The 25355-nt window shown below is 66.4% G+C and carries 40 protein-coding genes; 36 read left to right on the top strand and 4 right to left on the bottom strand.

The annotated features are described in order from the left end of the window. Positions 1-32: 32 nt before the first annotated feature. The 3 genes from TS85_RS15845 to TS85_RS15840 all read right to left on the bottom strand — a co-directional run bounded on the left by TS85_RS15845 (position 33) and on the right by TS85_RS15840 (position 1280). Positions 33-500, bottom strand: coding sequence for a hypothetical protein (locus TS85_RS15845; RefSeq protein ID WP_044333543.1), 468 nt, complete (start codon positions 498-500; stop codon positions 33-35). A 364-nt stretch (positions 501-864) separates the two neighbouring features. Continuing rightward, positions 865-1032: a hypothetical protein gene (locus tag TS85_RS25495; protein WP_155006444.1), complete on the bottom strand. Its 168-nt coding sequence runs from the start codon at positions 1030-1032 to the stop codon at positions 865-867. After that, entirely contained in the window at positions 1029-1280 is a 252-nt protein-coding gene (locus tag TS85_RS15840; RefSeq protein ID WP_077228654.1) for a transcriptional regulator, read from the bottom strand. The genes TS85_RS25495 and TS85_RS15840 overlap by 4 nt, the downstream gene beginning before the upstream one ends. A 77-nt stretch (positions 1281-1357) precedes the next feature. Here TS85_RS15840 and TS85_RS15835 point away from each other — a divergent pair, with 77 nt between their 5' ends. The 5 genes from TS85_RS15835 to TS85_RS15820 are packed head-to-tail and all read left to right on the top strand — an operon-like array spanning position 1358 to position 3024. Further along, positions 1358-1765, top strand: a complete 408-nt coding sequence (locus TS85_RS15835; protein ID WP_077228653.1) for a helix-turn-helix domain-containing protein — start codon at positions 1358-1360, stop codon at positions 1763-1765. An 8-nt stretch (positions 1766-1773) separates the two neighbouring features. Beyond that, entirely contained in the window at positions 1774-1998 is a 225-nt protein-coding gene (locus tag TS85_RS25490; protein ID WP_155006443.1) for a hypothetical protein, read from the top strand. A 37-nt stretch (positions 1999-2035) separates the two neighbouring features. Then, positions 2036-2404, top strand: coding sequence for an HIRAN domain-containing protein (locus tag TS85_RS15830; RefSeq protein ID WP_044333539.1), 369 nt, complete (start codon positions 2036-2038; stop codon positions 2402-2404). Between the two features lie 54 nt (positions 2405-2458). Next, entirely contained in the window at positions 2459-2704 is a 246-nt protein-coding gene (locus TS85_RS15825) for a hypothetical protein (RefSeq protein ID WP_044333537.1), read from the top strand. Continuing rightward, complete coding sequence (locus TS85_RS15820; RefSeq protein ID WP_155006442.1) at positions 2701-3024, top strand: hypothetical protein; 324 nt, start codon at positions 2701-2703, stop codon at positions 3022-3024. Before TS85_RS15825 ends, TS85_RS15820 begins: the two co-directional genes overlap by 4 nt. On the opposite strand, the gene TS85_RS15815 is transcribed toward TS85_RS15820, so the two are convergent. After that, complete coding sequence (locus tag TS85_RS15815; RefSeq protein WP_227698516.1) at positions 3021-3377, bottom strand: thermonuclease family protein; 357 nt, start codon at positions 3375-3377, stop codon at positions 3021-3023. The two genes, TS85_RS15820 and TS85_RS15815, sit on opposite strands and share 4 nt — an antisense overlap. An 80-nt stretch (positions 3378-3457) precedes the next feature. On the opposite strand from TS85_RS15815, the gene TS85_RS15810 reads away from it, so the two are divergent. The 31 genes from TS85_RS15810 to TS85_RS15675 all read left to right on the top strand — a co-directional run bounded on the left by TS85_RS15810 (position 3458) and on the right by TS85_RS15675 (position 25352). Beyond that, positions 3458-3640, top strand: coding sequence for a type II toxin-antitoxin system HicA family toxin (locus TS85_RS15810; protein WP_044333532.1), 183 nt, complete (start codon positions 3458-3460; stop codon positions 3638-3640). Positions 3641-3661: 21 nt separating this feature from the next. Then, on the top strand, positions 3662-4054 hold the full coding sequence (locus tag TS85_RS15805) for a type II toxin-antitoxin system HicB family antitoxin (RefSeq protein ID WP_044333530.1): 393 nt from the start codon (positions 3662-3664) through the stop codon (positions 4052-4054). 48 nt (positions 4055-4102) lie between these two features. Further along, positions 4103-4519, top strand: coding sequence for a LexA family protein (locus TS85_RS15800; RefSeq protein ID WP_044333527.1), 417 nt, complete (start codon positions 4103-4105; stop codon positions 4517-4519). After that, entirely contained in the window at positions 4494-5156 is a 663-nt protein-coding gene (locus tag TS85_RS15795; protein WP_227698515.1) for a hypothetical protein, read from the top strand. Before TS85_RS15800 ends, TS85_RS15795 begins: the two co-directional genes overlap by 26 nt. A gap of 126 nt (positions 5157-5282) precedes the next feature. After that, positions 5283-5504 (top strand): hypothetical protein, encoded by a 222-nt coding sequence (locus TS85_RS15790; RefSeq protein WP_044333526.1) that lies wholly within the window; start codon positions 5283-5285, stop codon positions 5502-5504. 41 nt (positions 5505-5545) lie between these two features. Beyond that, entirely contained in the window at positions 5546-5719 is a 174-nt protein-coding gene (locus TS85_RS25485) for a hypothetical protein (RefSeq protein ID WP_155006441.1), read from the top strand. Further along, positions 5716-6258, top strand: coding sequence for a host-nuclease inhibitor Gam family protein (locus TS85_RS15785; protein ID WP_044333524.1), 543 nt, complete (start codon positions 5716-5718; stop codon positions 6256-6258). The genes TS85_RS25485 and TS85_RS15785 overlap by 4 nt, the downstream gene beginning before the upstream one ends. Beyond that, complete coding sequence (locus tag TS85_RS15780; protein ID WP_044333523.1) at positions 6258-6572, top strand: hypothetical protein; 315 nt, start codon at positions 6258-6260, stop codon at positions 6570-6572. Before TS85_RS15785 ends, TS85_RS15780 begins: the two co-directional genes overlap by 1 nt. A 9-nt stretch (positions 6573-6581) precedes the next feature. Next, positions 6582-6785, top strand: a complete 204-nt coding sequence (locus TS85_RS15775; RefSeq protein WP_044333521.1) for a hypothetical protein — start codon at positions 6582-6584, stop codon at positions 6783-6785. A gap of 124 nt (positions 6786-6909) precedes the next feature. Continuing rightward, positions 6910-7116 carry an HNH endonuclease gene (locus TS85_RS26145; RefSeq protein ID WP_227698514.1) on the top strand — a complete coding sequence of 69 codons (207 nt, stop codon included), beginning with the start codon at positions 6910-6912 and terminating at the stop codon, positions 7114-7116. 107 nt (positions 7117-7223) lie between these two features. Continuing rightward, on the top strand, positions 7224-7727 hold the full coding sequence (locus TS85_RS15765; protein WP_044333519.1) for a P27 family phage terminase small subunit: 504 nt from the start codon (positions 7224-7226) through the stop codon (positions 7725-7727). A 3-nt stretch (positions 7728-7730) separates the two neighbouring features. Continuing rightward, positions 7731-9467: a terminase large subunit gene (locus TS85_RS15760; protein ID WP_044333517.1), complete on the top strand. Its 1737-nt coding sequence runs from the start codon at positions 7731-7733 to the stop codon at positions 9465-9467. Then, a complete protein-coding gene (locus TS85_RS25480) occupies positions 9464-9619 on the top strand; it encodes a hypothetical protein (RefSeq protein ID WP_155006440.1) in 156 nt (51 codons plus the stop codon). Before TS85_RS15760 ends, TS85_RS25480 begins: the two co-directional genes overlap by 4 nt. Continuing rightward, on the top strand, positions 9619-10848 hold the full coding sequence (locus TS85_RS15755) for a phage portal protein (protein WP_044333515.1): 1230 nt from the start codon (positions 9619-9621) through the stop codon (positions 10846-10848). The genes TS85_RS25480 and TS85_RS15755 overlap by 1 nt, the downstream gene beginning before the upstream one ends. Positions 10849-10859: 11 nt before the next feature. After that, positions 10860-11102, top strand: coding sequence for a hypothetical protein (locus TS85_RS15750; RefSeq protein WP_044333514.1), 243 nt, complete (start codon positions 10860-10862; stop codon positions 11100-11102). Next, positions 11102-11764: an HK97 family phage prohead protease gene (locus tag TS85_RS15745; protein WP_044333513.1), complete on the top strand. Its 663-nt coding sequence runs from the start codon at positions 11102-11104 to the stop codon at positions 11762-11764. Before TS85_RS15750 ends, TS85_RS15745 begins: the two co-directional genes overlap by 1 nt. 16 nt (positions 11765-11780) lie before the next feature. Continuing rightward, positions 11781-13148 carry a phage major capsid protein gene (locus TS85_RS15740; protein ID WP_077228652.1) on the top strand — a complete coding sequence of 456 codons (1368 nt, stop codon included), beginning with the start codon at positions 11781-11783 and terminating at the stop codon, positions 13146-13148. 65 nt (positions 13149-13213) lie between these two features. Continuing rightward, positions 13214-13663 carry a hypothetical protein gene (locus TS85_RS15735; RefSeq protein ID WP_052507958.1) on the top strand — a complete coding sequence of 150 codons (450 nt, stop codon included), beginning with the start codon at positions 13214-13216 and terminating at the stop codon, positions 13661-13663. Between the two features lie 52 nt (positions 13664-13715). Then, the gene (locus tag TS85_RS15730) at positions 13716-14234 is read left to right on the top strand and encodes a head-tail connector protein (protein ID WP_044333512.1); all 519 of its coding nucleotides are present in this window, start codon (positions 13716-13718) and stop codon (positions 14232-14234) included. Next, a complete protein-coding gene (locus TS85_RS15725; protein WP_044333511.1) occupies positions 14231-14572 on the top strand; it encodes a phage head closure protein in 342 nt (113 codons plus the stop codon). The genes TS85_RS15730 and TS85_RS15725 overlap by 4 nt, the downstream gene beginning before the upstream one ends. Further along, a complete protein-coding gene (locus tag TS85_RS25790; RefSeq protein WP_044333510.1) occupies positions 14572-15180 on the top strand; it encodes a hypothetical protein in 609 nt (202 codons plus the stop codon). The genes TS85_RS15725 and TS85_RS25790 overlap by 1 nt, the downstream gene beginning before the upstream one ends. Continuing rightward, complete coding sequence (gene gp17 / locus TS85_RS25785; protein ID WP_044333509.1) at positions 15177-15593, top strand: tail completion protein gp17; 417 nt, start codon at positions 15177-15179, stop codon at positions 15591-15593. Before TS85_RS25790 ends, gp17 begins: the two co-directional genes overlap by 4 nt. An 18-nt stretch (positions 15594-15611) precedes the next feature. Next, complete coding sequence (locus tag TS85_RS15710) at positions 15612-16037, top strand: phage tail tube protein (RefSeq protein ID WP_044333507.1); 426 nt, start codon at positions 15612-15614, stop codon at positions 16035-16037. Beyond that, on the top strand, positions 16034-16447 hold the full coding sequence (locus TS85_RS15705; RefSeq protein WP_044333505.1) for a hypothetical protein: 414 nt from the start codon (positions 16034-16036) through the stop codon (positions 16445-16447). The genes TS85_RS15710 and TS85_RS15705 overlap by 4 nt, the downstream gene beginning before the upstream one ends. After that, positions 16444-16578: a phage tail assembly chaperone gene (locus TS85_RS24780; protein WP_265102115.1), complete on the top strand. Its 135-nt coding sequence runs from the start codon at positions 16444-16446 to the stop codon at positions 16576-16578. The genes TS85_RS15705 and TS85_RS24780 overlap by 4 nt, the downstream gene beginning before the upstream one ends. A gap of 30 nt (positions 16579-16608) precedes the next feature. Then, a complete protein-coding gene (locus TS85_RS15700; RefSeq protein WP_044333503.1) occupies positions 16609-19659 on the top strand; it encodes a hypothetical protein in 3051 nt (1016 codons plus the stop codon). After that, positions 19656-20249 carry a hypothetical protein gene (locus TS85_RS15695; protein WP_044333501.1) on the top strand — a complete coding sequence of 198 codons (594 nt, stop codon included), beginning with the start codon at positions 19656-19658 and terminating at the stop codon, positions 20247-20249. The genes TS85_RS15700 and TS85_RS15695 overlap by 4 nt, the downstream gene beginning before the upstream one ends. Further along, complete coding sequence (locus tag TS85_RS15690; protein ID WP_044333500.1) at positions 20249-20836, top strand: hypothetical protein; 588 nt, start codon at positions 20249-20251, stop codon at positions 20834-20836. The genes TS85_RS15695 and TS85_RS15690 overlap by 1 nt, the downstream gene beginning before the upstream one ends. 5 nt (positions 20837-20841) lie before the next feature. After that, complete coding sequence (locus tag TS85_RS15685; protein ID WP_044333498.1) at positions 20842-21264, top strand: DUF6950 family protein; 423 nt, start codon at positions 20842-20844, stop codon at positions 21262-21264. Between the two features lie 3 nt (positions 21265-21267). After that, complete coding sequence (locus TS85_RS15680; RefSeq protein WP_044333497.1) at positions 21268-24795, top strand: hypothetical protein; 3528 nt, start codon at positions 21268-21270, stop codon at positions 24793-24795. Continuing rightward, positions 24792-25352: a hypothetical protein gene (locus tag TS85_RS15675; protein WP_044333495.1), complete on the top strand. Its 561-nt coding sequence runs from the start codon at positions 24792-24794 to the stop codon at positions 25350-25352. The genes TS85_RS15680 and TS85_RS15675 overlap by 4 nt, the downstream gene beginning before the upstream one ends. Positions 25353-25355: the final 3 nt, after the last annotated feature.

Here is a 25355-nt window from a genome sequence, read left to right as displayed (position 1 = left end):
GGGCCGTCGGCTGGCTGGCGCCTGGCCGGTGCTTAGGGGGGCGCCTCCCGATCCGGGGTGATGTGCGGCAGGACGCGCTTGATCGCACCGTCCAGCTCGGCGATTTCCTTGAAGGCGGCAGCTCTGTCGGCGTGCGTGGCGCCGGGCAGGCCAGCGACGATCAGTGCGGCCCCGGCCTCGCCCGCTTCCTTCACGACGGCGATCGTGCAGCGGGCGAGCTCGATCTCGCTGGCGAAGCGGGTGGCGCGGCCTTGATCGAGCTGAAAGCCATAGGTTTCGAAGCAGGGCGCACCGGCGCCGCCATGTTCCTGGAACAGCAGATCGAGCTCGATCGCACAGGGAAGGGGCAGTTGCTCGACGCGGTCGGGATCGGCCCAGGCGCGCAGCGTGCCGGGCTGGCGATCGATGCGCTGTGCCATGGTGGCGAGGCCGCCGGGGATCTGGACGGCGATGCGCTGGAGCGCTTCCTCGATCGAGGCGGGGGCGCGGAGCTTGGTCATGCGACGGCTCCGAAATAAATCCGGCGCCGGCCCTCTAGGGGAGGCCGGCGCCGGTGCGTCCCGAGGGGCGGCGCGTCACGCGAACCGGAATGCGCGCGCGCCGACTCAACGGTGCCTGCGAAACGGGGTGCCGATTGAAGATTACACCCGGCACCCCGCCGGATACGCAGACAGGGCAGGCAGTGGGGCGGCCGCGCGCGGAAGACACAGGGGTACGCGCGGCGGTCTCGGCCCGCCTGCCAGGGGCCGAGTGGGGATGATGGATTGGGACCGCAGGGAGCGCGCATGGCTAAAGGCGCGCTCCCCTTGGCCGGAGCCGACGCAATCGAGCCGGAAACGTCGGTTCGGATGGGTGAGGGGCGCATTATCGATGCCCCCTGTTCGGATCGTGAACGACGACGCGATGCAGGCGCGCTCGTTCGGTCCGCTCGAAGTCAGCGACTTGTCGGCTAAGCTGCCGATTCGCCGCCATGGTGAGGCACTGGCCCGCAAATATCCCGGCGAGCATCGCAAGCTCGGTGATCGGGCTCATCGATCGAGCTCCCCGGCATGATCAGTCGCCGACTCGCGCGGGTAGAGATCGGGGCGGAGATCGTGGCGCGAGACGCCGGTTTCGGCTTCGGTCTTGAGGACGTGCTCGGCGGGAAGGGGGCGCTTCTTCTTGAGCCAGTCGTGGACCGTTTGCTGGGCAACCCCAATGAGGCGCGCGTACTTGCTCTGAGAACCTGCCACTCGGACAGCTCGTGCCAACGACGAGTCGGAATGATGTTCTACCGCCATGCCGGTTGCCTACCGCAAATGCGGTACATGGTCAACCGCAACTGCGGAATATGATGCTACCGGCTTTCCGGTAGGATATGCGTATGGAGGTCGGCCCGCGCATTGAAGCCAGAATCAGAGAGCTGGGTATTACTCAGTCTGAGCTGGCGCGCCGCGTCGAGGTTTCACAAACGACCATAAACAGCCTGATTCGCCGGCCGCGCAGATCCTCTCCTCATCTCCTGAAGATCGCCCGAGCCCTCGGCACGACGGCTGAATATCTCACGGGAGAAAGCGATGATCCCGACGCGGTCACCGCCGCTGCGCGAACGTTGAATTACGAGCAGCTCGAGCTGATCGATTGCTTTGACCGCCTTAGCCGAGCGGATCAGCAGGCACTCCTTCAGATCGCGCGCTCGATGGCTGGCCATGCATCTCCCCCGGCTCGCGTCCAAGCGCCGCCGGTGGGATTTCGTCCGGAGACGACGGGCGATCAAACGAAATAGGAGGGTATATGAGCGATCATACAGATGCAGAACTGACAGGAATGGCGATCAGTAATCTGGTTTCAGCGCTAACGGTTGCCCTGCTTCCAGTAGGTGGCAACTCGCAAGCAATCACCGCCTTTCTAAATACTTTCGCCACGATGAATGAGCAGCTGCCCCCGGGGCCGCTTCGGCAAAAGCTAGATCGATGCGTCGCGATGCATCGCGACATTTTGGCGCGGGTCCCATCCTGATCGCGGAGCATCTTTTCGGCCTAAAGGGGGCAAGGGCATGGGAATTTACACCGTCAATATCGTTGGCGAGTCGCATTATCAGGATGAGATTGAACGGTGCGAGGCCGGAGAACTCGTTGACCTCCGTCCGGAGCCGGGCAACCGCTTCGATCGGCGCGCGATTCGCGTGGTGAGCCAAGCCGACGAGACAATTGGATATTTGCCGAGAGACGGTTTCCTTACCCGTCTGATCATAGACGAGGAAAAGCCGGTATTTGCATTGATCGAGCACATCACGGGCGGGACGCCGGACAGGCCGAGCCTCGGAGTCGTGCTTAACTGCGCCACTGGCGGCGACGGCCTTGAAGCGTGCCGGGAGCGAGGATGGTCGAGCGAGGAGATTTCAGCCAAGTTTCCGGGATATTGAGAGCACGGGACGCGGATTTCGAGAAAGTCGGCGCCAGATGGAGGCATTGGATTGATGACGGACGATCCGCACCTCGAAGATATGTGGAGCCGCTCCATGGCCGAGCCCGTCACGCGAGGCGAACTGGTCGATATTACCTTCGCGATTCACAACGCTCTGCTCGCCCACTCCGCTTTCGAGGCATCGCTGTTCGCTGGGAGCCCAGATCAGCAAGCGCAACTTGGCAGTCGTGCCGTCTCGGCGACCGGCGAGATACTCGACGCGCTCAACCGCATGATCGACCAATGGGGGGCACGGTGACCGACATTCCGCGCACTTCGATTGTCCAACTTCATTCTTCGGAAGAGCAGCAGCGGATCGCGCAGGAGCAATGGAAACGCACTGGCGGCGGTGGTAATGACGGCGGCATGAGCGATGACTGGAAACAAGGCGTCGATCGCCAGCTCGGGCAGCTCAACGCAGATGTGCGCTCATTGCTCGTCCAGTCCGCCGTGCTCGAAGAGCGGACCAAGCACCTACCAACCAAGCCTTATATCTTCGTCTGCCTGGCTGGACTGCTCACCGCAATCGGGGTGCTGGTCGCTCTCCTGATAAGGTTTATTCCGCCCGCGCATCCCTAGCGCCCGCACTCCCGCCGGACCGTGCCACCCGTGTCCCAGCGCGCCACATAGGCCGCAGCGCCAGCGCGGAGCTGGTGGCAGCTCAAGTCGTTCCCGCCGATCGCCACCGATGCCAGCGTGCGGCCATAGCGATCGAAGCCGAAGCGGCGGATCGTCGCGCGACCGCGCAGCGCGGCCTGCAGGCTGCGCTTCGATGCCTGGGCGTCTCCCGGCACGCATTTGCGGCCCCGACGGCAATGGCCGGGTAGCTCGGGCGCGTCGATGCCGATCAGGCGGATGCGCTCACGCCCGCAGCGCAGGGTGTCCCCGTCGATCGCGACGGGGGCGCAAGCAAGGACGGCGGCAATCAACATTACAGGCAACCCCATTTTGTGTGTATTAAATTACACATTAGCTATTGACCGGTTCGGCGTCGATGTGTATATCTGTGTGTATGGAACGGGATAGCAAAAAGATCATCAAGCGCCTCGAAGCCGAGGGATGGGCGCTGGTTTCGGTCAAGGGCTCGCACCACAAGATGGCGAAGGGCACGCAGCGTGTGATCATCCCGCACCCGAAGAAAGACCTGCCGCTCGGCACGGCGCGGTCGATAGCGAAAATGGCGGGCTGGCTCTGAGCCAGCCCCATGGAGGTGAGAATGAAGACGTATTTTGCGATCGTGCACAAGGATCCGGATAGCGCCTATGGCGTGACCTTCCCGGATCTGCCCGGGTGCTTCTCGGCTGCCGACAGGTTGGCCGACGTCGTTCCCAATGCGTGCGAGGCGATGGATCTGTGGTTCGATGCCGACGCGGTGATCGAACCGCGCGAGGCGGAAGAGATTGCCGCCGAATATGCGGAGGATCTGGCGAAGGGCGCTTTCCTCATCGCGGTTCCCCGCGTGGCCCGGACGGGGGCGCCGGTGCGCATCAACATTTCGCTCGATCGCGGCATCCTCAACGCGATCGACGCGGCGGCGAGCGCGCGCAAGCTGACCCGCAGCGCGTTCATCGCGGAGGCGACCAAGAACGAGATCGAGATGGCGCACTAGCGGACGCGCATATTCCTGCTATGTTCCGCGCGGGAGGGTAGCCCGCGTATGTTGCAAGGTGCCGGATCGCTGAGCGCGGCGATCAGCCGCAAGTACCAGGTGCTCGCGTTTATCAAGATGTTCTATTTGGAGCATGGCGTGAGCCCTACCCAGGGCGAGATCGCCGGTGGAATGCGGCTGAGCAAGCAGCGCATTCAGGCTCTGGTGCGCCAGCTCGACAGCGAGGGGCTGGTGCGGCGGGTGTATGGCAAGCGCCGGGGCATCATGCTGATCGGGAGGGCCAAGCGCTTCAGCCAGGTCGATGCGCTCTTGCAGCTCCAGGACAATGGCTGGCGGGTCAATGTCGGCGAGCTCGAGCTGACGCCACCGTTGCCGATTCCGAGTCTGCCGCTGCCGCCGCAGCTCGACCATATCCCCGATGTCGAGATCGGGGTGGGGCATGGCGGGAACAGACGGCACGGGTGACGCGCACGCGATCGAGCGGCAGCGGTTCGAGCATCTGGTGCTGGGGCGCCCGCGCCCCAAGCCGCCGGCGGGCAAGCGCACCAGTCGCAAGATCAAACCGGTCGTCCAGACCCTCGCGCCCGGCATCGAGGAGGAGGTGGCGCTGCGCGAACGCTGGTCGCACAAGCAGGGAACGCCGCAGACGCTGGAGCATGCCAGCAAGGTGCGGCAGGGCGCGCTGGCGCGGCTATACCAGTCGGGGGCAATCGACGCGGACCAGCTGGCGTCCGGCGTCGCGATCCGCGAGGCGGCGCATCGCTGTACTGCCGAGGTGCTGATCAAGACTGCCAGCCTGGAGACGCGGGTCGATGGCGGTCGCAAGGGCGACGGGACGTTTTACGAGGCGCTGGGCGCGGTGCGCAGCGAGGTCGCCTATACCCGTTGGCGCGCGGCGGTGCAGGGGCCGGTCGGCGCGATCCTGGACATGATCGTCGGCGACGTCGGCCTGGCCAGCGCCGCCCGGCGGCACCGGATGCACCATGATCGCGCCCGCAGGCTGTTGATCGACGCGCTGGACCTGTGGCCTCGCATCCGTGCGGCGGTGCGCAAGGAGATCGATCCGGCGGCGCTGGCTGCGGCGCAGGCGGGAATAATTTAGGGGGTTGCCGAAAAAGAGGCTCCCAAAACGTACACGGAACGGCCAAAAACGACCCCGCAACAATTGCGCCCCGAGCCCGGCTGGTCCCCCACCAGCGCGGGCTCGATGCGTTTCTGGAGGCTCCGAATGGCCGAGCCCATCGTCGATCAGCTGGAGCGCGCGAGCGCAGATCTCGACAAGCTGATCCACGACATGCGGCTGCGGACCTATACCGCGCGGGAATATGATGCGTTCGAAGCGAGCGCGCAGGCGATCGCCACCGGCATCGTCACCCCCTTTCGCGGATCGGCCGCGCGACCGGCGACCATAAAGGTCACGCCGGGGCGCAACGGCGGCGTCTGGGTCTGACCCGGCCGGGCCTCCAGCCCCGTTTATCGAAGGAGTGCCGAATGCTGGACGTCAGCTTGATCCGCCGCGTCGCGTCGGCGCCGCCTGCGTATCCCGCCATACTGGGCAACGGAGTCGCGGTGAGCCCCGGCTTTTTGGTCCAGGTGGCCGACGCGATCGAGACGGGGCAGCGCGCCGTCGTCGAGCTCGCCGCGCTGAAGGGTGTGGTCGCATGACGGCGACCGACACCCCCGCGCTGCAGGCGCCGACTTCGATCGAGGAAGCCGCCGCGCTGCTCGAGCGCTATGCCGTGCTGGCCGGTGCGATGACGACGATCGCCGAGCGCCGCACCAAGATTCTGGCGCGTGCCAATGCCGCCGCCGATGGGGCAGCGACCCCGCTGATCGACGAGATGGCGGCGATCGCCGCGCTGATCGAGCCGTGGTGGAAGGCGAACGCCGCCGCGCTGACCGAGGGCAAGCGCAAGTCGATCGAGCTGGGCGGGTGCATGATCGGATCGAAGCTCGGAGCCTCGAGCCTGATCAGCGCCAAGGCCAGTTTCGATCAGCAGGCCGAGGCGATGCGCAAGCTGGAGTGGGGCAAGCCCTATGTCCGGGTGACCGTGTCGATCGACAAAGCTGCGGTGCGCAAGGGGCTGGCCGGGCCCGATGCCGCCAAGCTGAAGCGGCGCGGCTTCAGCGTCGCGGCCGGCGCCGACGAGTTCTTCCTGGAGCGGGTCGCCCAGGACGGCGCCCGCCCCGCGGCCAAGCGCTGATGGGCGATCCTGCCCGCGCCCATTGCGGCCTGCGGCGTGCGCTGGCGCGCTCGGCCGAGCTGGCCGGGGCGCCGATCGCCGTGGGCGCCGACCGGGTCGCGCGCTGGTCGTCCGGCACGTTCGAGGGCGGGCGCCACGTGGTGGAGCTGCACGGCGCGTATGGCCCGGCGATGGACGCCTGGCTGGGCGGGCTGGGCGATACCGAGCTGCGAATCCCGGGCCACCTGGTCGCCGACCTGGTGGTGAGCGCGGTCAGCAGCGCCGGCGGGCGCACCGACGCCACGCTCGAGGCCCTGACCGTGGCCGAGCTTTAGGAGACCGGGATGCGCGTGCTTATGATCGCCGACGAGTATTTCACCGCCGCAGTGCGCCCCGCCATGGGCGCTGATCCGGTGTGGCTGGGGTTGGACCTGGCAGCCAACCCGGAGCAGCGCCCCATCGCGCGGGCGAAGCGCGAGAAGCGGGCGCCCAAGCTATGGCGCCGGCTGAGCGGCAACCATGCGCGCGGGCGCTGCGGCGCGTTCTAGCGTGCCGATGCAGCCGCCGGCGTTCCGGCCACCCGGGTATCGCGAGCGCAAGCCCTGGCAGCTGCAGCCAGGCGCCCACGACCGACGCAAGCGCGGTCGTGCTGGGCAGCGCGATCGCCGCCAAGTGCTCGACGAGGAACCGCTGTGCAGGTCGTGCCTGGCGAACGGCCGCACCACCCCAAGCGAACGCGTCGATCACATCACGCCGCTGAGCGAGGGCGGCAGCGACGAGCGGTCGAACAAGCAGGGCCTCTGCGTGCCCTGCCACGACGCGAAGTCGGCGGCGGAGCGCGCGGCGGCCGCGGCGGACCGCGCCGAGGCCCGCCGGTAGCCGCGAGGGTGGGGGGTGGGTCGGATGTCTGGGGTCCCCCCTACCGGACACCGACGTTCAGACAAATTTTTGCGCGGGCGATTTCAAAGGGTAAAAAGTGAGGGCGGATGGCCAGTGGTGGACCTCGGCCCGGCTCCGGGCGGCGGCGGAAGGAGCCTGCGCTTAAGGCGCTGACAGGCAATAGCCGGCCCGATCGCGAGCTTGCCCAGGGCGAGCCCGCGCCGATCGGCACGATGATTCCGCCGATTCACCTCGGCGACCTCGAGCAATTGATCTTCGGTTCCATCGCGGCGCTGCTCGAGGAGCAGAAGCGCGCGAGCCAGCATTATTCCGAGCATGTCGCGCTGCTCGCGGTGCGGCTCGGCCAGGTGCAGCGGTTGAAGGCGGTGCTGGAGGTCGAGGGGGATACCTTCACGAGCGAGACGCTGCGCTCCGCCGGCAAGGTTGCCGTCGTCACCAAGATGGTGCGCGCGCGGCCCGAGGTGGCGATGCTTTCCGACGCCATGCGCCAGGCGCAGTCGCTGCTGGGGGAGCTGATGCTCAATCCATCCGCCGCCCTCCGCATCGCCACGGGCGAAAAGCCGGATGACGACGGGTGGGGCAGCCTCTGATGTATGGCGGATCGCAATTACCCGGCGATCGCCCGCCAGTACGCGACCGACGTCATCACGGGGAAGATCCCCGCGGGCAAGCAGATCCGCGCGCAGTGCCTGCGGTTCCTGGACGAGCTGAAGCGCAGCCGATCGGCTGAGTTTCCATTTCGGTTTGACGACGAAAAAGCGTCGCGACCGTGCCGTTTCATCGAGATGCTGCCGCACTCAAAGGGGCAATGGGCGAAGAAGAAAGAGCGGCTGATCCTGCAGCCGTGGCAGGTCTGGGTAATCTGCGCGACCTTCGGGTGGCTTCATAGGGGCGGTGAGCAGAAGGGGCTCCGCCGGTTCCGGCGGCTGTTCCTGGTGGTGCCGCGCAAGAACGGCAAGTCGGCGATCGCCGCAGGCCTCGCGCTGTATATGCTCTGCTACGACGGGGAGTTCGGCGCCGAGGTTTATTCAGGCGCGACCAACGAAAAGCAGGCATGGGAGGTCTTCCGTCCCGCGCGGCTGATGGTGCAGCGCACGCCGGGGCTGAAGCGGCGTTTCGGGCTGGAGGTACCCGCCAAGGCGATCGTCCGCGAAGAGGACGGGTCGAAGTTCGAGACGATCGTCGGCGATCCGGGCGACGGGCAGAGCCCGAGCTGCTCGATCCACGACGAATATCACGAGCACGCCGACGATGCTCAGGTCGATACGATGATCACGGGCATGGGTGCCCGCGATCAGCCGCTGCAGATCCTCATCACCACCGCCGGTGAGAACCTTGCCGGGCCGTGTTATGCGCTGATCCAGGAGGAGCGAGAGAAGCTGGCCGGGATCGGCCATAATGGTGGTCCGCCGCTCGATCACGACACGTTCTTCGCCGAATATGCGGCCGACCCGGAGGACGACTGGAAGGCGGAGGCCACGCTTCGCAAAGCGAACCCGAATTTCGGGATTTCGGTTCGCGCCGACTTTCTGATCGCTCGGTTGCGGGACGCGATTTCGACGCCGCGCAAACGCGGCATCTTCAAGACTAAGCATCTCAACCTGTGGGTGGCGGCGAAGGCCGCCTATTTCGACGTCGAGAAGTGGCGGCAATGCCGCGACGAGGCGATTCCGATGCGGTTCGCCGAAGCGGCGGCGTTGGAGATGCTGCGGGGCCGGCGCTGCATATTGAGCCTCGACCTCGCTTCGAAGGTCGACATCGCGGCGCTGGAGTATCTATTCCCGCCGATCGGCGACAAGGCGACGAAGGAAGATCCGTATATCCGGCTCGGCCGGTACTTCCTGCCCTCCGAGACGGTCGCGAATACCCCATCCTATGCAGGATGGGACGCTCAGGCACTGATCGACGTCACCGACGGCAACATCGTCGATTACGAGGAGATCGAGCTCGCGATCGACGAGGCGGTCAGCGCGTTTCAGGTCGAGTCCGTCGCATACGACCCGCACCAGGCGACGATGCTGGTCACCCGGCTGCAGAAGAAAGGCGTGCCGGTCATCGAGTACCGGCCGATCGTGCTCAACTTCTCCGAGCCGATGAAGCAGCTCGACGCGCTCACCAAGGCGGGGCTGATCCGCCATGGAGGCTGCCCCGTCATGGAATGGCAGATGAATAACGTCGTCGGGAAGCCCGACAAGAAAGACAATGTCTACCCGAACAAGCCCCGCGAAGAGGCGAAAATCGACAATCCGGTCGCGCTGATGGCGGCGCTGGGGGTGGCGATGAACGGCAACGCGGAGCCGAGGTCATTCTGGGAAAGCGAGGCAGCATGAAGCGAAGCGAGTGGATCGCGGAAGCTGCCGGCATCGCCGGCGCCGCGGCGATTGCCGCCGGGTGCGGCATGATCTGGATACCGCTGGGCGTAATTGTCGCCGGGCTTTTGCTCGTGACCGGCGCGATCCTCAATACGGCCCTGCGCCACTGATGGCCGGGATTTTCGGCTCGATCGGCGCGCGCCTTGAGCGGAAGTCGGCCCTGGAGTTCCTTCCCGGCTTCCTAATCGGGCAGGAAAGCAAGTCGGGCGTAGCCGTCACCTGGTCGACGGCGCTGCAGGTGACCGCGATGTTTGCCTGCGCCCGGGTTGTGGCTGAAGGAATCGCGCAGTGCGGATTCAAGCTGCGCCGACCGAAGAAGAACGGGCGCGGGAGCGAGGCCGCGACCGATCACCCGCTCTATCGGATCCTGCATCGACGCCCCAACAGCTGGCAGACGGCGTTCGAGTTCTGGGAAATGCTCGTTTTCCATCTGATGCTGGTGGGGAACGCCTTCGTTTACATCAGTTGGTCGGGCGATGGGCGGGTGCTGGAGTTGATCCCCCTTGAGCCTCGCCGCGTAACGGTGAAGCAGGGCACCGATCTTTCGCTGACCTACGAAGTGACAGGCAGCGATGACCGCGTCCGGCGGATTCAAGCGCGCGACATCTGGCACCTGCGCGGCCCAAGCTGGAACGGCTGGATGGGCATGGAGACGGTCAAGCTCGCCCAGGAGGCGCTCGGGCTAGCGATCGCGCTGGAGGAATCGCACGCGCGGCAGCACCGTGATGGGCTGAAGATCCCCGGAATGTACTCGATCGACGGCCCCCTCAACGAAGATCAGCACAAGCTGATGACGAAGTGGCTGAAAAACCATGCCGCGGCCGGAAACGCGGATCCGCTGGTTCTCGACCGGGGGGCGAAGTGGTTCACCCAGCGCATGACCGGGGCGGACGCCCAGCATATTGAGACACGGAGATTCCAAGTCGAGGAAATCTGCCGTGCTGCGCGGGTGATGCCGATCATGCTCGGCGTGCCTGGCGCCGCCGGTGCCTATGACAATGGCGAAACCATGTTCATCGCACACACGATGCACACGCTGGCCCCGTGGGGCGGGCGGATGGAGCAATCGGCCGAGGTCAATTTGCTGAGCGAGCGTGATCAGGCCCAAGGGCTGGAAGTGAAGGTCAACCTGGCCGCCATGATGCGCGGCGACTTCAAATCGCGCCAGGAAGGGTTGCAGATCATGCGCCGCAACGGCGTGATCAACGCGAATGGCTGGCTCTCGCTCGAGGATATGGACCCGCGCGAGGACGAAGGCGGCGAACAGTTCATCGTCGAGGGCAACATGGCGGTGCAGGACGGACGCGACCTAGTGCCGATCAAGACTGTCATCGCGTAATAGGAGGCAGCATGAAAGTGATACTGCAGCTCGCGCGAGCCATGCGCTCGCGCGGCTTTCGATATCGTCGCATCGAGCGCGGCGTGTACCATTTCGTGCTGTCGCGGAAGGTCGGCGAACGAACAGCCTATGCGGGGAAAATGTTCTCGGCTCGTGGGATTTCCAGCCTCGCCGAGGTGCTGAACCTTGAAGAGTTGGCCGACCGTGTGAAGTTTCGCGCTGAAGCCGAGCTAAAGCGGCTGGCGGTCGCCTGATGGAGCGCGCGTCTTTCGATCTGGAGCTGAAGCTCGCCGGCGACGGCGACGGCGCGACGGGCAGCGTTTCGGGTTACGGCTCGGTCTACAACGTGATCGATCGTGGCGGCGACATCGTGATGCCGGGTGCGTTCAAGGAGTCGCTCGCGGCGTGGCGCAAGAAAAATGCGCATCCGCCGATGCTGTGGCAGCACGATGCCGGGACGCCGGTTGGCGTCTGGACCGACATCGCCGAGGACGAACGCGGGTTGAAGGTGGCTGGGCAGCTGGTGCTCGAAGTCCCGCAGGCCGCTGCGGCGCGTGCCCTGATCGTCGCCGGTGCGGTAAAAGGCCTTTCGATCGGCTACCGCACGACGAAGGACGAAATCGACCGCACCACCGGCCTCCGCCGCATTCTGAAGGCCGATCTCTGGGAGATCAGCCTCGTTACCTTTCCGATGAACGAGCTGACGTTGATCACCGGCGCCAAATCGATCGACGATCGCGCATTGGAGCATGCCTTTCGTGACGAAGGGCTCTCCCACCGCGAGGCGAAGCTGGCTGTCAGCGTCGTCCGCAAACAACAGGCCCTCCGCGACGAAGGGCGTCCCGAGCCAGCATCCCGTGACGGGATGAAAGACGTGCTCATGGCCCTGCGCAAGTCGGCCCAGTCGCTGCGCTAAGAAGCGGAAACCCACCATGTACATCGGTAATCGCAGCCAGTTTCTGGCTGCTACGGCGGCGCTCGCCCTGGCGCAACCCCACGCCCTTGCCCGCGCGCCCGAGACCAAGGATGACAATCTCACCGCCGAAGTGAAGGCGGCGGTCGATACCCTTGGCCGCACGTTCGAGGAGTTCAAGAGTCAGAACGACGCACGCCTGAAGCAGGCGGAAAAGAAGGGCGAGGACGCTGTCACCAAGGACCAGGTCGAGAAGCTGAACAAGGCGATCGACGACGGCCAGGCTGAGCTGAAGAAGCGTCTCGACGAAATGGAGGCGAAGGCCAACCGTATCGCGCTTTCCGGCGGCGATGCCGCTTCCGAGGTAAAGGCGGCGCGCGATTTCGGCGAGCTGATCGGGGTGAAGGATTTCGATCCTGCCCGTCTGACCGAATATAAGTCCGACCTGGGCGGCTATCTGCGCCGTAACGAGTTTAAGGCGACCACGATGCAGGTCGCGTCGGACCCCAGCGGCGGATACTGGGTCACCCCCGACGTCTCGGGCCGGATGGTCAAGAAGATTTACGAGTCGACGCCGATGCGTCAGCTCGCAAACGTCGTGGCGATCGGCACCGACGCGCTGGAAGGCCCGATCGACAATGGCGACGGCGACGCCGCCTGGGTTGGCGAGACCGGCACCCGGGGCCAGACCGACACTGGCCAGTTGGGGATGTGGCGCATCCCGGTCAACGAGCTCTATGCTTACCCGAAGGTGACGCAGAAGCTGCTCGAGGACTCCAAGATCGACGTGGAAGCGTGGATCTCCGACAAGTCGAACGGCAAGTTCGCCCGTAAGGAGAACGCAGCCTATATCAACGGTGACGGCAACCAGAAGCCCAAGGGGCTGCTGCAGTACAGCTTCGCCACCACCGCCGACGAGACCCGCGCCTGGGGCGTCTTCCAGGCGATTGCCACCGGCACTTCGGGCGGGTTCGGCACCGGCACCAACGGTTCGGACAAGCTTCTCGATCTGATCTTCGAGCTGAAGTCCGGTTATCGCCAGAACGCCAATTTCCTGATGGCACGCCGCACCGTCGGCGCCGTCCGCAAGCTCAAGGATGGGCAGGGCAACTATCTGGTTGACCTTCGCCTGCGCGACGGAGCGCTGGTCGAATCGATTTTCGGCTTTCCGGTTGCGGATGGCGAGGACATGCCGGCGATCGGTGCCGACAGCCTCTCGGTCCTGTTTGGCGACTTCGCCGAGGCGTACATCATCGTCGATCGACTTGGGACCTCGGTGGTGCGCGACAACATCACCCAGCCCGGCTTCGTCAAATATCACATGCGTCGGCGCGTGGGCGGCGGTGCCGTCAACTTCGAAGCGCTGAAGGCCCTCAAGTTCGGCTGATCCGCGCCGGATCCTTCTTTCGGGGAGCGCCGTCGCTGCGCTCCCCCTATTCCAGGAGATAGACCATGACCCCCGAACGCGATTCCGCGTCGCGCCTGTTCCCCGTCGAGGCGATCCCGCCGGCGGTGTACGCGGCCGACACCACGCCCGCCATCATCGATTTGCGCGATTTCCGTTCCGCGACGCTGTTGCTGCACCTCGGAGCAGGCGGAATCACCTTCAGCACGGCGAACAAGATCGAGTTCGTGCTGACGCACAGCGATGACGGCACCACTTTCACGCCCGTCACCGATTCCGACGTGCTGAAGGATGCGCTGGCGCCGGCGACCGTTACCAACGGCATCGTTCGCGCACTTACTGCGGCGCATGCCGCGGCCACGATTCAGAAGCTCGGCTATATCGGCGGCAAGCCCTTCGCGAAGCTGCAAGCCGACTTCAGCGGTACGCATGGAACCGGCACCGCGATCGCGGCGAGCGTAGTCCGCAGCGGCGCCACGATCGAAGGCATCGTCTGAGCCTATCCCGACCGGGCCACAGCCCGGTCGGCCCTCTTTTCGGGAGAGCGCGGTGGCTATACTCACGCTCGAAGATGCGAAGCAGCATCTGAAGGTCGATACCGACGACCGCGACGACGAGATCGTCCGGCTGATCGCCGCCGCAGAGCGCGCGATCGAGCGGACGACCCGTTTGGTACCTACCCGCCGCGCGGTATCGTTTGCCTTCGCGTCGTTCGCGCCCGAGCTGGTGCTCTCGCTGGCGCCGATCGCCGCCGAAACGGTGGCGATCCGCTTCCTCGATGCCGTCGGCGACGAGCAGACCGTGTCGCCGGCGGACTTCCGCGTCGTGCCGTTCGAAGGCGTTACAAGACTGGTGCCGGCGATCGGCAAAAGCTGGCCGCAGGTGGCCTCTGCTCAAGGAGCGGTGCGCGTCGACGCGGAAGCGGGATTCGATTTTCCGGACACCATGCCCGCCGCTCTGGTCCACGCCGCCCGGCTAATGATTGGCGCCTGGTTCGACGGCGCTTCGGAGTCTGCTCTCAAGGTCGCCGCCGATCTGCTCGAGCTGGAGCGGCTGATCATCGCATGACACCGCTTCGCGCCGAGGATCTCCGCCACCGGATCGAGATCCGTCGCCCGACCGAAACGAAGGATGGCAAGGGTGGCTGGACGACCAGCTGGCCGGTGATCGCCTTGCCCTGGGCGGAGGTCATCGGGCTCGACGGGCGCGAGTCCGTGATGGATCAGGTGCTGGAGGGCGTCTCGGTCTATCGCATCCGTATTCGGTGGCGGGCCGGCATTCTGGTCAAGGACCAGGTGCGGCATGGCGCGGTGACGCTCAATATCACCTCGGCCGTCGACCCGGATGGGAAGCGCGAGCAGCTCGTCATCATGGCCAGCACCGCCGCGGCGCTGAAGGCGGGTTGATGGCGGGGCGGCAATCGCGGGTCGATGGGCTCGATGGCGCTCTTTCGTATTTCGACTCCGTCCCCGCCGCCGCTCGCGATGAAATGGCCGTCGAACTCGGCATTATCGGGCGCGAGATACTGGCGGCGCAGCACCGGGACGTCGCGAAGGACACCGGTGCGCTGGATGCCGCGCTGTCGCTGCAGGTCCTGCTCGAGCGGCTGAAAGTGCGCATAGGCCTTATGCGGGGCGGAAACTCGGCGTCGAAATCAAACGGGCGCGCCCGGAAGGCGCGTGCCGGCGGCCCGTTTTACGGGGTCATCGTCGAAAAGGGCCGTGCTGCGCAGACCGTGAACGTCACCCGGCGCATCAAGAAGCCGAACCGCAAGATCAAGGGCAACAACAAGAACGGCGATACCCGTCGCACGGTGTTTCAGGGTGCGCAGAAGCGCCGCCGGCCGGCATCGAGCCCGAACGCGGGGACCTTCATGGGCACGCCCTACAAGATGAGGGTCCCGGCCATGGCCGGACGTCCGTTCGTCGAGCAGCCGATGCTCCAGGACGTCGCGGAGCAGCATCTCTCCGAATTCTGGGCCCAGGTGCTTACCCGCACGGGAGGCGGCCAGTGACGATCGACCTGATTTCCGCCGCGTCGGACGGGGTGTTTGCCCTGCTCGATGCCGCGATCGACCCGGCGATTGCAGAGGTCGCCACCAATCCCCGGCAGATCGAGCCGACCGACACCGCCGAACGCCGCTTCGTGCTGCTCGGCGACATCGATAGCGAAAGCCTGGGCGGGAAGGACGAGCAGCTCGAGCGGATCACGGTGCAGATCGTCGTGGTCTATCGCGGGCGCCAGCGATCGGAGCTGCACGCGCTGATGCACCTTGCGCGCGAGGCGCTGGAGGGCGCGCGGCCGGCGATTGCCGGCGTCGACTTCGGCTCGATCGACTTCGCCGGCGCATCGTCGAGCCCGCCGGCGCGCGACGGCGTCACGCATGCCGGCATCCTGGAATTTGAAGTCACCGCAGAACCGGCCTGAGCCGGAAAAGGAGCGAACATGGCAACGGAATATGGCAAGGAGTCGCGGATCCACGTCGGCGACGGCGAGACGGTCGAGGATTTCCTCCCGATCGCGGGCGAGCAGAGCTGGGACTATTCGGCCTCGTCGAGCGAGCAGGACGAAAGCTCGAAGGACGACGCGGACATCGCCGCGATGAGCTATGGCCCGCGCAAGATCACGATCAGCGCGAACGGCATCACCAAGCTTCCCGACGACGGGCTCGAGCGCGTGCTCGAGATCTCGAAATCGACGACCCGGAAGGGCATGGTGAAGCTGATGAAGGGCGCGATCGTGCGCTTCCACGGGCAGGTCGGCGTGGGCAACGTCAAGATGACCGGCTCGAAGGACGGCCCGGTGACCTGGTCGTTCGACATGGTCGCCTGTGCGACGCCGATCGTCGATAATCTGGCGGCGAGCGCATGAACGGCGACGACGATCTCGACGATCCGCTCGTCGAGGCGAATGAGGTGGTCGGCGAGGACACGCTCAAGCTGGGACGGAAGACCTATGTCCTCCGGCCCGGTTTTCACGCGGTCAAGGCGATCGAGAAGACGCTGGGGCTTTCGCTGGTCGAAATGAGCCGCATGGGCAACCTCGGCCAGCTCAACATGGACCAGCTCGGCACGATCGCGGCGCATTTCATCCGCGCCGGCGCAGCCGAGGGCGATGCGGTCGCCGCGCGGGTGCATCCCGATCGTGTCGCCGAGCTGATCTATGAGGCCGGCATACCGCACGTCATGGCGCGGTTGACGTTGCTCCTGATCGATGCCGCGTCCGGGGGCCGCACCGCGTCGGGGGAACGGAAGCCGGTAGCGGAGACGGCGGAGAGCTGACTTTCCCCTACCGGCGATTGATGGGCATCGCGATGGATGCCTTTGGCTGGTCCGCTGCCCAGTTCTGGGCGGCAACGCCGCATGAACTGTGGGCGATGATCGAGGCCCGTCAGGAAGCGAACAAGCGCTGACCTGGCGGGCCTTTTTGCGTGGAGGTGCCGATGGCCGGGGGCAGTAACCGCCGCGATCTGTTCCTGCAGGTATCGGGCACGGTCGAACCGCTGAAGGCGGTGATGAAGGCCGGGCGATCAGCGCTCACCGAATTTCGCGGCGACGCGGTGCAGCAGCTCGAGGCGGTCGAAAAGGCACTGGCCGATCTGGGCGGCGCTGGTGCTGCGCAAAGCGCGAGGGCGCTCACCGCCAGCTATGACGGCGCGTTTCGCGAGATCCGCCGCAACGCGCAGGACGTGCTCAGCGCCGGCAGCGGTCAGGGGGCCCTAGCCGTGCTCAACGCCAATTCGGCGCGCGAGACGGCACAGGCTGCCGAGATCTCGGCCGCAGCGATCCGCCAGGTCGCGGACGCGGCGAAGGCGGCGGCGATCGCCCAGGGCGGCGAGAATGCCGCGCTGGTCCAATATGCCGCCGCCGCGACGGTCGCCGCCAAGGAAGCCGAGGACATCGCGATCGCGATGCGCCAGCAGGCCACCACGCTTGAGCTGGTCGAGAGCAAGCTGGGGGCGAACGGCACGGCGCTGCGCCGCACCCGCGAGTTGAGCGGACAGGCCCGGGCCGGCCTGCAACAGCTGACGTTCCAGGCAAACGACTTCGCCGTCGGCATCGCCGCCGGCACGCCGGTCCAAGTCATTTTCGCGCAACAGATTTCGCAGGTGACGCAGGCGCTGGGGATGATGGCGGGGGGCGCGAAGGGCGTCCTGGGAGTCATCGGCGGTCCGTGGGGCCAGCTGGTGACAGCCGCGCTCGTAGTGCTCACCCCGTTCGTCAGCAAGCTGTGGGAAGGGGACGAGGCCAGCAAGGCGCTCGAGGGGCGCACGCTCAGCCTGATCGATGCCCTGTCAAAGGAGAAGTTCGGAACCGAGGCGGCGAACAAGGCGCTGAAGGAGTTCAACCAGACCAAGGACGACGCCCGCAAAAAGGACGAGTTGTCGACCAAATTGGCGCTGGAGAGTGCCCGCGCGCGGTTGAAGGACGCGCTTGCGACCCGCGAACAGATCAAGGCGGACCTCGACCGCGCGCGCGCAGCGTCGGGCTCCAGCGATCCGGAATCTCTGTACGCCCGTGGCCAGCAGGATTACCTGACTCCGAAGCTGAAGGAGCAGGATGCGTCGATCGCGACGCTGAACACGTCGATCGCCAATCTGGAGATCGATGCCGCCAAGGATTTCGCCAAGGCCGCCGCAGATCCGCTCGAGGCAATCCGCCAGCGCTACAAGCTCCTACGGGAGCAGGCAGAGCACGCTGCGACATCGGACGCGAAGCTGCGCGCCAGCTTGGGCGCGACGCTCGCCGCATATGAGATCGCAGAGAAGGCGGCGATCGAGGGGGAGCAGAAGAAGCAGGCGGCGGCGCGCGCGGACGAACGCGCCCAGCGCGCCGGCAACCTCACGCCCGCCGCAGTCGGTACGCTGCTGAAGGACGAGTTCGGCGGAACCGTCACCTCGACCACCGGCGGAAAGCACGCCAAGAATTCATACCATTACCGAAACCAGGCGCTGGACTTCGTGCCCGCGGGCGGGATGGCGTCGACCACCAAGCAGGAGATCCGCGCCTATCTCGAAAGCCAGGGCGTTTCGATCAAGGAACTGCTCGGGCCCGGCGACAAGGATCACAGCGACCATTTTCATGTCGCCTTCGCCAAGCAGCCGCGCAGTCAGGAATCGATTGACCAGCGCCGCGAACAAGCAGCTGAGGCCGAGGCCAATCGCCAGCGGGCGTATGAAGGACAGCTCCAGCAGGCGCAGGATGCGCAATATCGGGCCCAGCTTGCGCTGACCGAGGGCGTCGAGGAGCAGGCCGATGTCCAGCTCGAGCGCGTGCGGTCGGCGAAGGAACAGCGCGACCGGGATATCGAGCAGCAAGTCGCCGCGAACAAGCTGACCGGCGCCGAGGCGACGAAGCTGAAGACGATCGCCGCGGATACGCTGGTGCTGCAGCAAACCGCGATCGAGCGCGCCGAGGAACAGCGGCTCGTGCGCGAACAGCAGGCGTTGCTCGATCGCCGACTTGCCCGCGATCGTGCCGAGCTCGACAACCAGGCGCGACTTCTCGACTTGCAGGGCAGCCTGGCCACGACGCAGGAGGAACGGCAGCGGGTCGCGCTGCAGCTGCTCGCGATCGAGGAACAGCAGGCGCGCGACGCGGCGCGGCGCAAGATCGCCAGCGACGACCCCTATGTCCGTCGCGAGGGGCGGCGCGACCTGAAGCAGATTGATGCCGAGGCACCGTATCGGCGCGAACAGGTGATCCAGAGCACCGAAGGCCCGCTCGACGCCTATCGACGCCGCCTCGTGGCCGACACCGCCGACATGAACGAAGCGCTTGAGGGCGTGGCGGTGCGCGGGTTCGGGGCGCTGGAGGAAGCGGGCGCGCGCGAGATCCAGAACCTGCTCAAGCTGAAGGGTGCGTTCGGCGAGTTTGCCTCGAGCGTGCTGGCCGATCTAGCCAAGATCGAGCTGAAGAAGGGCATCCTGTGGGCGATCGGACTGTTCTCCGGGGCGAGCGGCAGCGGATGGCTGTCGGGTGTCACCGGGAGCAGCGACGCGCTGGGGCTTAGCGGGCTCGGTCTCGCGGGCGGCGGTCGGGTTGAGCGCAAGGCGGGCGGTGGCCGGATCACCGGCCCGGGCACGGGCACGTCGGACAGCATCTTCGCGCTGATCGACGGGCGCGATCCGCTGTTCGTCTCCAACGGCGAATCGATCGTCACGGCGGAGGCGACGCGGCGGTACTGGCCGCTGATCGATGCCATGAACAAGGGGCGCATCCCCGGCCTCGCCACCGGTGGGCTCGTCGCGCCGGCGGGCTTTGTCCCGCGCATCGCCGACTGGCGCAGCGCCGCGAACGATCTGCGCCCGCGCAATGAGCGGATCGCCGTGGATGCGAACCTGACCGTCAATCCGTCGCCGCTGTTCGAAACGACGATGGAACAGGTCAGCGCGCGTACCGTCTATGCCGCCGCCGAGCCGATCATGGCCGGCGCGCAGGCGCGGACGACGCGCGCGTTGAACCGGCCCGAACTGCCGGGGGGCTTCGGATGACGATGATCACGATGCCCGCGGCGCCGATCCCGGCGAAGGTCGAATGGAATTTGCCGCAGCCGACCCAGGTCAATCGATCGGAGATCACGAGCCGCCGGCGCGTGACAATCCTGTCGAAGGCGCCGCGCTGGACCGCCTCGGTGGAACTGCCCGAGATCCGCGGCGAGGCCAATGTGCGGCCCTGGCGCGCCTTTTTCGGGAAGCTGAACGGGCGTGCGAACAGCTTTCGCCTGATCGCGGTCGAGAACGACCAGCACGCGATCGCGCAGTCGGTGGTCGTTGACGGATCGGGGCAGCAGGGCTTCAGCTTGGCCACGCGGGGCTGGTATCCCCGGCTCCGCCTCGGCGAGGGGTGCCTGGTCACCGTCGCCGACCAGCTGCTCGAGCTCACCGAGCCCGCGATTGCCGACGCCACCGGACGCGCGGTGCTTAATTTTGTCGCGTATCTGCGGGTGCCGTCGATCGATGGCGCCGCGATCGAGACGCGGCGCCCGTTCGGCGTGATGTCGCTGGCGACCGACGACGGGAAATGGATCGCCGGCAAGAACCAGCGCTACTCGATTTCCTTCGCCTGTGAGGAGTCGTTCTGATGGCCTCGCGTCCCGATAGCGCGGCGCGGGCGGCGATCGGCGCCGACGTGCGCCGCGAATGCAATTTCGTGTTCCTCGATCTGCTCGAGGGGCCGATCCGCGTCACCGATTCCCCCTATCCGGTCACCTTTGCCGGGACGGGCGACCCGGACTTGGACGGCCACACCTTCAGCGCGGTCGACTCCCGTATCGTCGATGTCGGCCCGGTGAAGGCGAAGGAAACGGGCACGGACACCGTCACGCTGACCCTGTCGGGACTTGCCGGCATCGACGATTTGACGATGACCGAACTCGGCGATCGCGCGAACTTCCAGGGCCGCGACGCGCGGCTGTGGAAGATGATGCGCGATCCCGCCACGCTGGCGCCGATCGGCGCCGCCTGGAGCTACTACACCGGATACATGAGCGTGCCGAAGATCAGCGGCGACCAGGATGGCCAGATCGTCCGGCTCGAGGTCGAAACCTATCTCGGCTTTTTCACGCAGGCTTCCGGCCGAACCTATCTCGACCAGGCGAGCTTCGACCCGGGCGATCTCAGCGCGGAGCTGGCGATCGCCATCGCCAACGGCGCCTCCCAGCGGAGCTGACCCCCATGCAACGACTGCCCGACTGGGAGGCGCGGCTTGCCGCGTATCTCGAACCCCTTCGCGCGCGCCCTTTCGAATGGGGGCGCCATGATTGCTGCGCTTTCACCTTCGGCGCCGTCGAGGCGATGACCGGCGTCGACGCGATGGCCGAATATCGGGGCCGCTACCGGACCGCGCGGGGCTCCGTGCGCGCGCTGCGCCGCATCGGTGCCGGCACGCTGGAAGCGTCGGTCGATGCCAAGTTCGCGCGGATCGGGGCGGGGCTGGCGCAGCGCGGCGACATCGTGATGTCGTCGGGGCTGCTCGGTATCTGCCTGGGCCGGTTCCTGGTCGCGGTGGGCAGCGAGGGCGCGCGCGAGGGGCTGGTCCGGATCGATCGTGCGCGCTGGGTCGATCCCATCGCCTGGCGCGTGCCGTTCGCGGGCTGATCGATGGCAAAGGCACTCAAAACCGTTGGCCTGGTCGTCGCCGGGGCGGCGCTGATCGCGACGGGCGTGGGTGCCGCGATCGCGATCGGCACCGCCGGCGTCGGGCTGGCGGGCGCTGCGACGATGGTCACCGGCTTCCTCGGTGTCTCAGCCAGCACGCTGTTCCTTGCTTCGACCGCGCTGATCGCCGCGGGCAGCCTGCTCGAAAAGTCGCCGCAGGTTCCGGCGTCGCAGACGGATCGTCTGACCGCCAGCATCGATCCGCGGGCGTACCGCAAGTCGGTGATGGGATCGACGGCGATGCCCGTCGACATCCGATATGAGGAATGGTTCGGCACCGACCAGGAGCGCTGCGCCTGGATCGTGGCGCTGGCCAGCCACCGCATCACCAGCGTCGATGCAATCTGGTTCAACGACGAGCTCGCCTGGACCGCGACCGGCGGGACGCAGGGCAAATATGCAGGCTATTTCTGGGTCCGCCAGATCGTCACCGAAGGGGCGCCGGGCACCATTGTCAGCGTCTCCCCCGCGGGGACATGGAACAGCGCGCACCGCCTGACTGGGTGCGCCTATGCGCATCTCGAATTCAAGGTCACGGGCAATTCGAAGAAGGCGGAAAGCCCGTTTTCCAGCGGCCTGCCGAGCCGGGTCACGATCGTGGGCAAGGGCAGCCCGCTCTACGATCCGCGCCGGGACAGCACCGTGCCTGGCGGCTCCGGGCCGATGCGCGCCGACGACCAGTCGACCTGGCGCTATGTCACCGATGACGGCGCCGAGATCGGCGAGAATTTGCCGCTCCAGATCCTGCGCGAACTGCTCGGCTGGCGAATGCAGAACCCGGTGACGGGGCAGTGGAAGCTGGCGGTCGGGTCGGGCCTGCCGGTGCGCAAGATCGACCTGCCGTCGTTCCTCGTCGCCGCCAATCTTGCGGACGAGGCGGTCGCGCGATCGGCGGGCGGCACCGAGCCGCGCTTTCGCGGCGCCGGGGTGCTTTCTGAAGGCGACAATCCGCGCACCCGCCTGGACATGATGTGCGCGGGTTGTTGCGCGCGGTTGACCGACGATGGCGGGAAGATCGGGATTGCGATCGCGCACAACGACCTGGCGTCGGCCGCGACCGACGACGGGCTCAACGACGACGATGTCGTGGGGGCGTTCACCTGGGACCCGTATCCGGCGCCCGACCAGGTGCCGAACACGGTGCGCGGCAAATATGTCGATCCCTCGGACGCCTCGCTGTACCAGCTGATCGACTATCCGACGCCGGCGATCGCCAGCGTGGACGGGATCGACCGACCGCTGCCGTTCGACCTGGGCTTCGTCGAAAGCCCGAGCCAGGCTTATCGCTGCGCCAGCCAGACCCTGCAGAGGAAGCAGTTCGGCGGACTGTTCTCGGCGCCATTCGACATGACGGCGTGGAAGTATCGCGTCGGCGACGTCGTCCCGTTCACCTTCGCACCGCTCAGTTTCGTGCGGAAGCTGTTCCGCGTGGTCGAGATCGATCCGCGCTCCAACCCGTGCCAGGTGGTGCTGCGCGAAGAGAGCGCGCTGATCTATCAATGGGACAGCGGCGACGTGGCCACGGTCCAGGCGGCGCCGCCGACCGTCTATGACAACCGCAACAACCCGCTGATCCGCGCGATCGGCGACATCGACGATGCGATCGAGCTGGTCGCGTCCGACGGCGTGCTCAGCCGGGGCGAAAAGCCACAGGTCATCATCGCCTATCAGGCGTTGCTCGCAGAGCGCATGGCGCTCGATGCGCGCTATGTCGCGCTGGGCTCGCCATCCGACATCACGCCGGCGCGCGGCGTGGCGGCGACGAAGGTCGCGGCGCTGACTGCCTATCTCGCAACGCTCGATCCGGCTTGGGACGATACCGAGCATCACAGCGGCATCGATCCAGCGGCGTACCGCACCGCCTGGGTCGATGCGAACGGCGCGATCGCCGACTATCGCGCCGCGATCACCGGGCGACCCGGGCGCGACGGGCTGGACGGCACCAACGGGCTTCCGGGACCGCCGGGCGCGGATGGCGTCAGCCCTTATTTCCACGTCGCCTATTCGAATGCGGCAGACGGCAGCGTCGATTTCACGATCGGCGGGGCCGGATCGCGAACGTATATCGGAGTGCTCGTCGACAATGTCGTCGCCGACAGCACCATCCCCGGCGATTACACCTGGTCGCTGATCAAGGGCGCGGATGGCGCGAACGGGACACCAGGCGCGAACGGCTATGTCCATTTCGCCTATTCCAACGCAGCAGACGGCTCGGCGGACTTCCACCTCTCCGATCCGGTGGGGCGGGGCTATATCGGCGTTTACAGCGATAATATTCTCGCGGATTCGACCAATCCTGCGGACTATAGCTGGTCGCTGATCCGCGGATCAGACGGGCTGGACGGCACGGACGGGCTGCCGGGACCGCCGGGCGCGGACGGCGTCAGCCAATACTTCCACGTGGCCTATGCGAATGCGGCAGACGGCAGCGTCGATTTCACCATCGGCGCGCCCGGCGGGCGAACGCATATCGGTGTGCTCGTCGATAATGTCGTCGCCGACAGCACGACTCCCGGTGATTACACCTGGTCGCTGATCAAGGGCGCGGACGGTGCAAACGGCATTCCCGGTGCCGATGGCTTCGTCCACTTCGCCTATTCCAACGCCGTCGACGGGTCGGTTGGATTTCACCTCTCCGACCCGACCGGGCGGACCTATATCGGCGTCTACAGCGACAACACTCTCGCGGACTCGACCAACCCCGCGGACTATAGCTGGTCGCTGATCAAGGGTGCCGACGCGATCGTCGCGGCGCTGACCACCAGCGTGGTTTCGGTGTCGGCGGACTCGGCCGGCGTGACCAAGGCCGGGGCGCTGCCCCGCCTGGTCGGGCTGAGCGTGACGCAAGGCCCCGCCACCGTCACGGGCTCGGCGTCGGTGACGCTCACGCCCTCGTCGGACGCGATCACCGCCAGCTATGCCTCCGGTGCGATCACGATCAGCGTCGCCGATACCGAGGGTTTCGTGGATGTGCTGGTGTCCGTCGGGGGTGCCGACCTGGCGCCGCTACGTATCCAGATCGTGCGACCTCGGGATGCGACGCCGCCCGCTACAAGCAGTGCGCTTTCGACCGACTACGACGCCTTCGTCACGGGGAGCAGCTACGGATCATCGCCCGATACGCCGGTCCTGACTGTCGCTGCAAGCGCGTCGGGGGAGATTCGAGCGCTTCTGTTCGGCGAGTATTATGTCGAGGCGACCAGCGGCCCGCGCAGCTTCCGCCCCGCTGCGAAGGCCGCGTTTCGTTCGGCAGGTTCGGGCGGCGCTTGGAGCGACCTTGGCACGGAGGCCCTCGGCCCGACTGCCACCGGCCTCTTCAGTTCGCCGGGCTATGGTTCGATTTCGCTCGATCGCACTGCCACCGGCCTGACTGCAGGCGCGGCTTATGAGGTTGGTTTTCTTCTGCGGAAGTATGCGGGCACTTCGACCGGCGAGACCATCGCCGGCACGATCACGGTGCGGCAGCCATGACCGTCTGGGCAATCACCATCGCCGAGACGGGCGAGTTGGTCCGCCAGTTCGATAGCCCGACGCATCCGCGCTTCCACGGCTTCGCCTGGGAAAGCGGGGTCCATACTGCGACTGCGCTCGCCGCGCGCGGCGATCCGGCGGTGCAGAGCTGGGACGCTGCGGCGCGGCGTTGGGTGGACGATCCAGAGAAGGTCGAGGCGCTGCTGCTCGATGCGGTGCGTCAGCGCGCCGCTGCGGCGGTCGCGGCCTATCTGACGCAGGGCAAGGCCGAGATCTATGCAGCCAAGCGCGGCGAGGTCGCAGCATGGCGCCTGGGGGAGGCCGCCGCGATGTCGGCGGAGGATATCGCGAGCGCGTTTCCCTTCGCCTGGGCCGAAGCCAGCGCGCGCGGGGAGGGCGTCATCGATGACGCGATCACGCGCTTCGCATCCGGGGTTGCGGCGGCGGACGCGGCGATTGCCGCGATCGAGGCCGCGCTCCAGGTCGTGACCACGCAAATACGGGCCGCAGAGACCGCCGCCGCCAAGCGCGCGGTGCTTGCCGCCGCGCAACTCTGAAAC

It is taken from the genome of Sphingomonas hengshuiensis, assembly GCF_000935025.1.
GTDB lineage: Bacteria > Pseudomonadota > Alphaproteobacteria > Sphingomonadales > Sphingomonadaceae > Sphingomonas > Sphingomonas hengshuiensis.
Note: the sequence above shows the minus strand (reverse complement) of the source record. Positions and strands in the feature narration are given on the sequence as shown.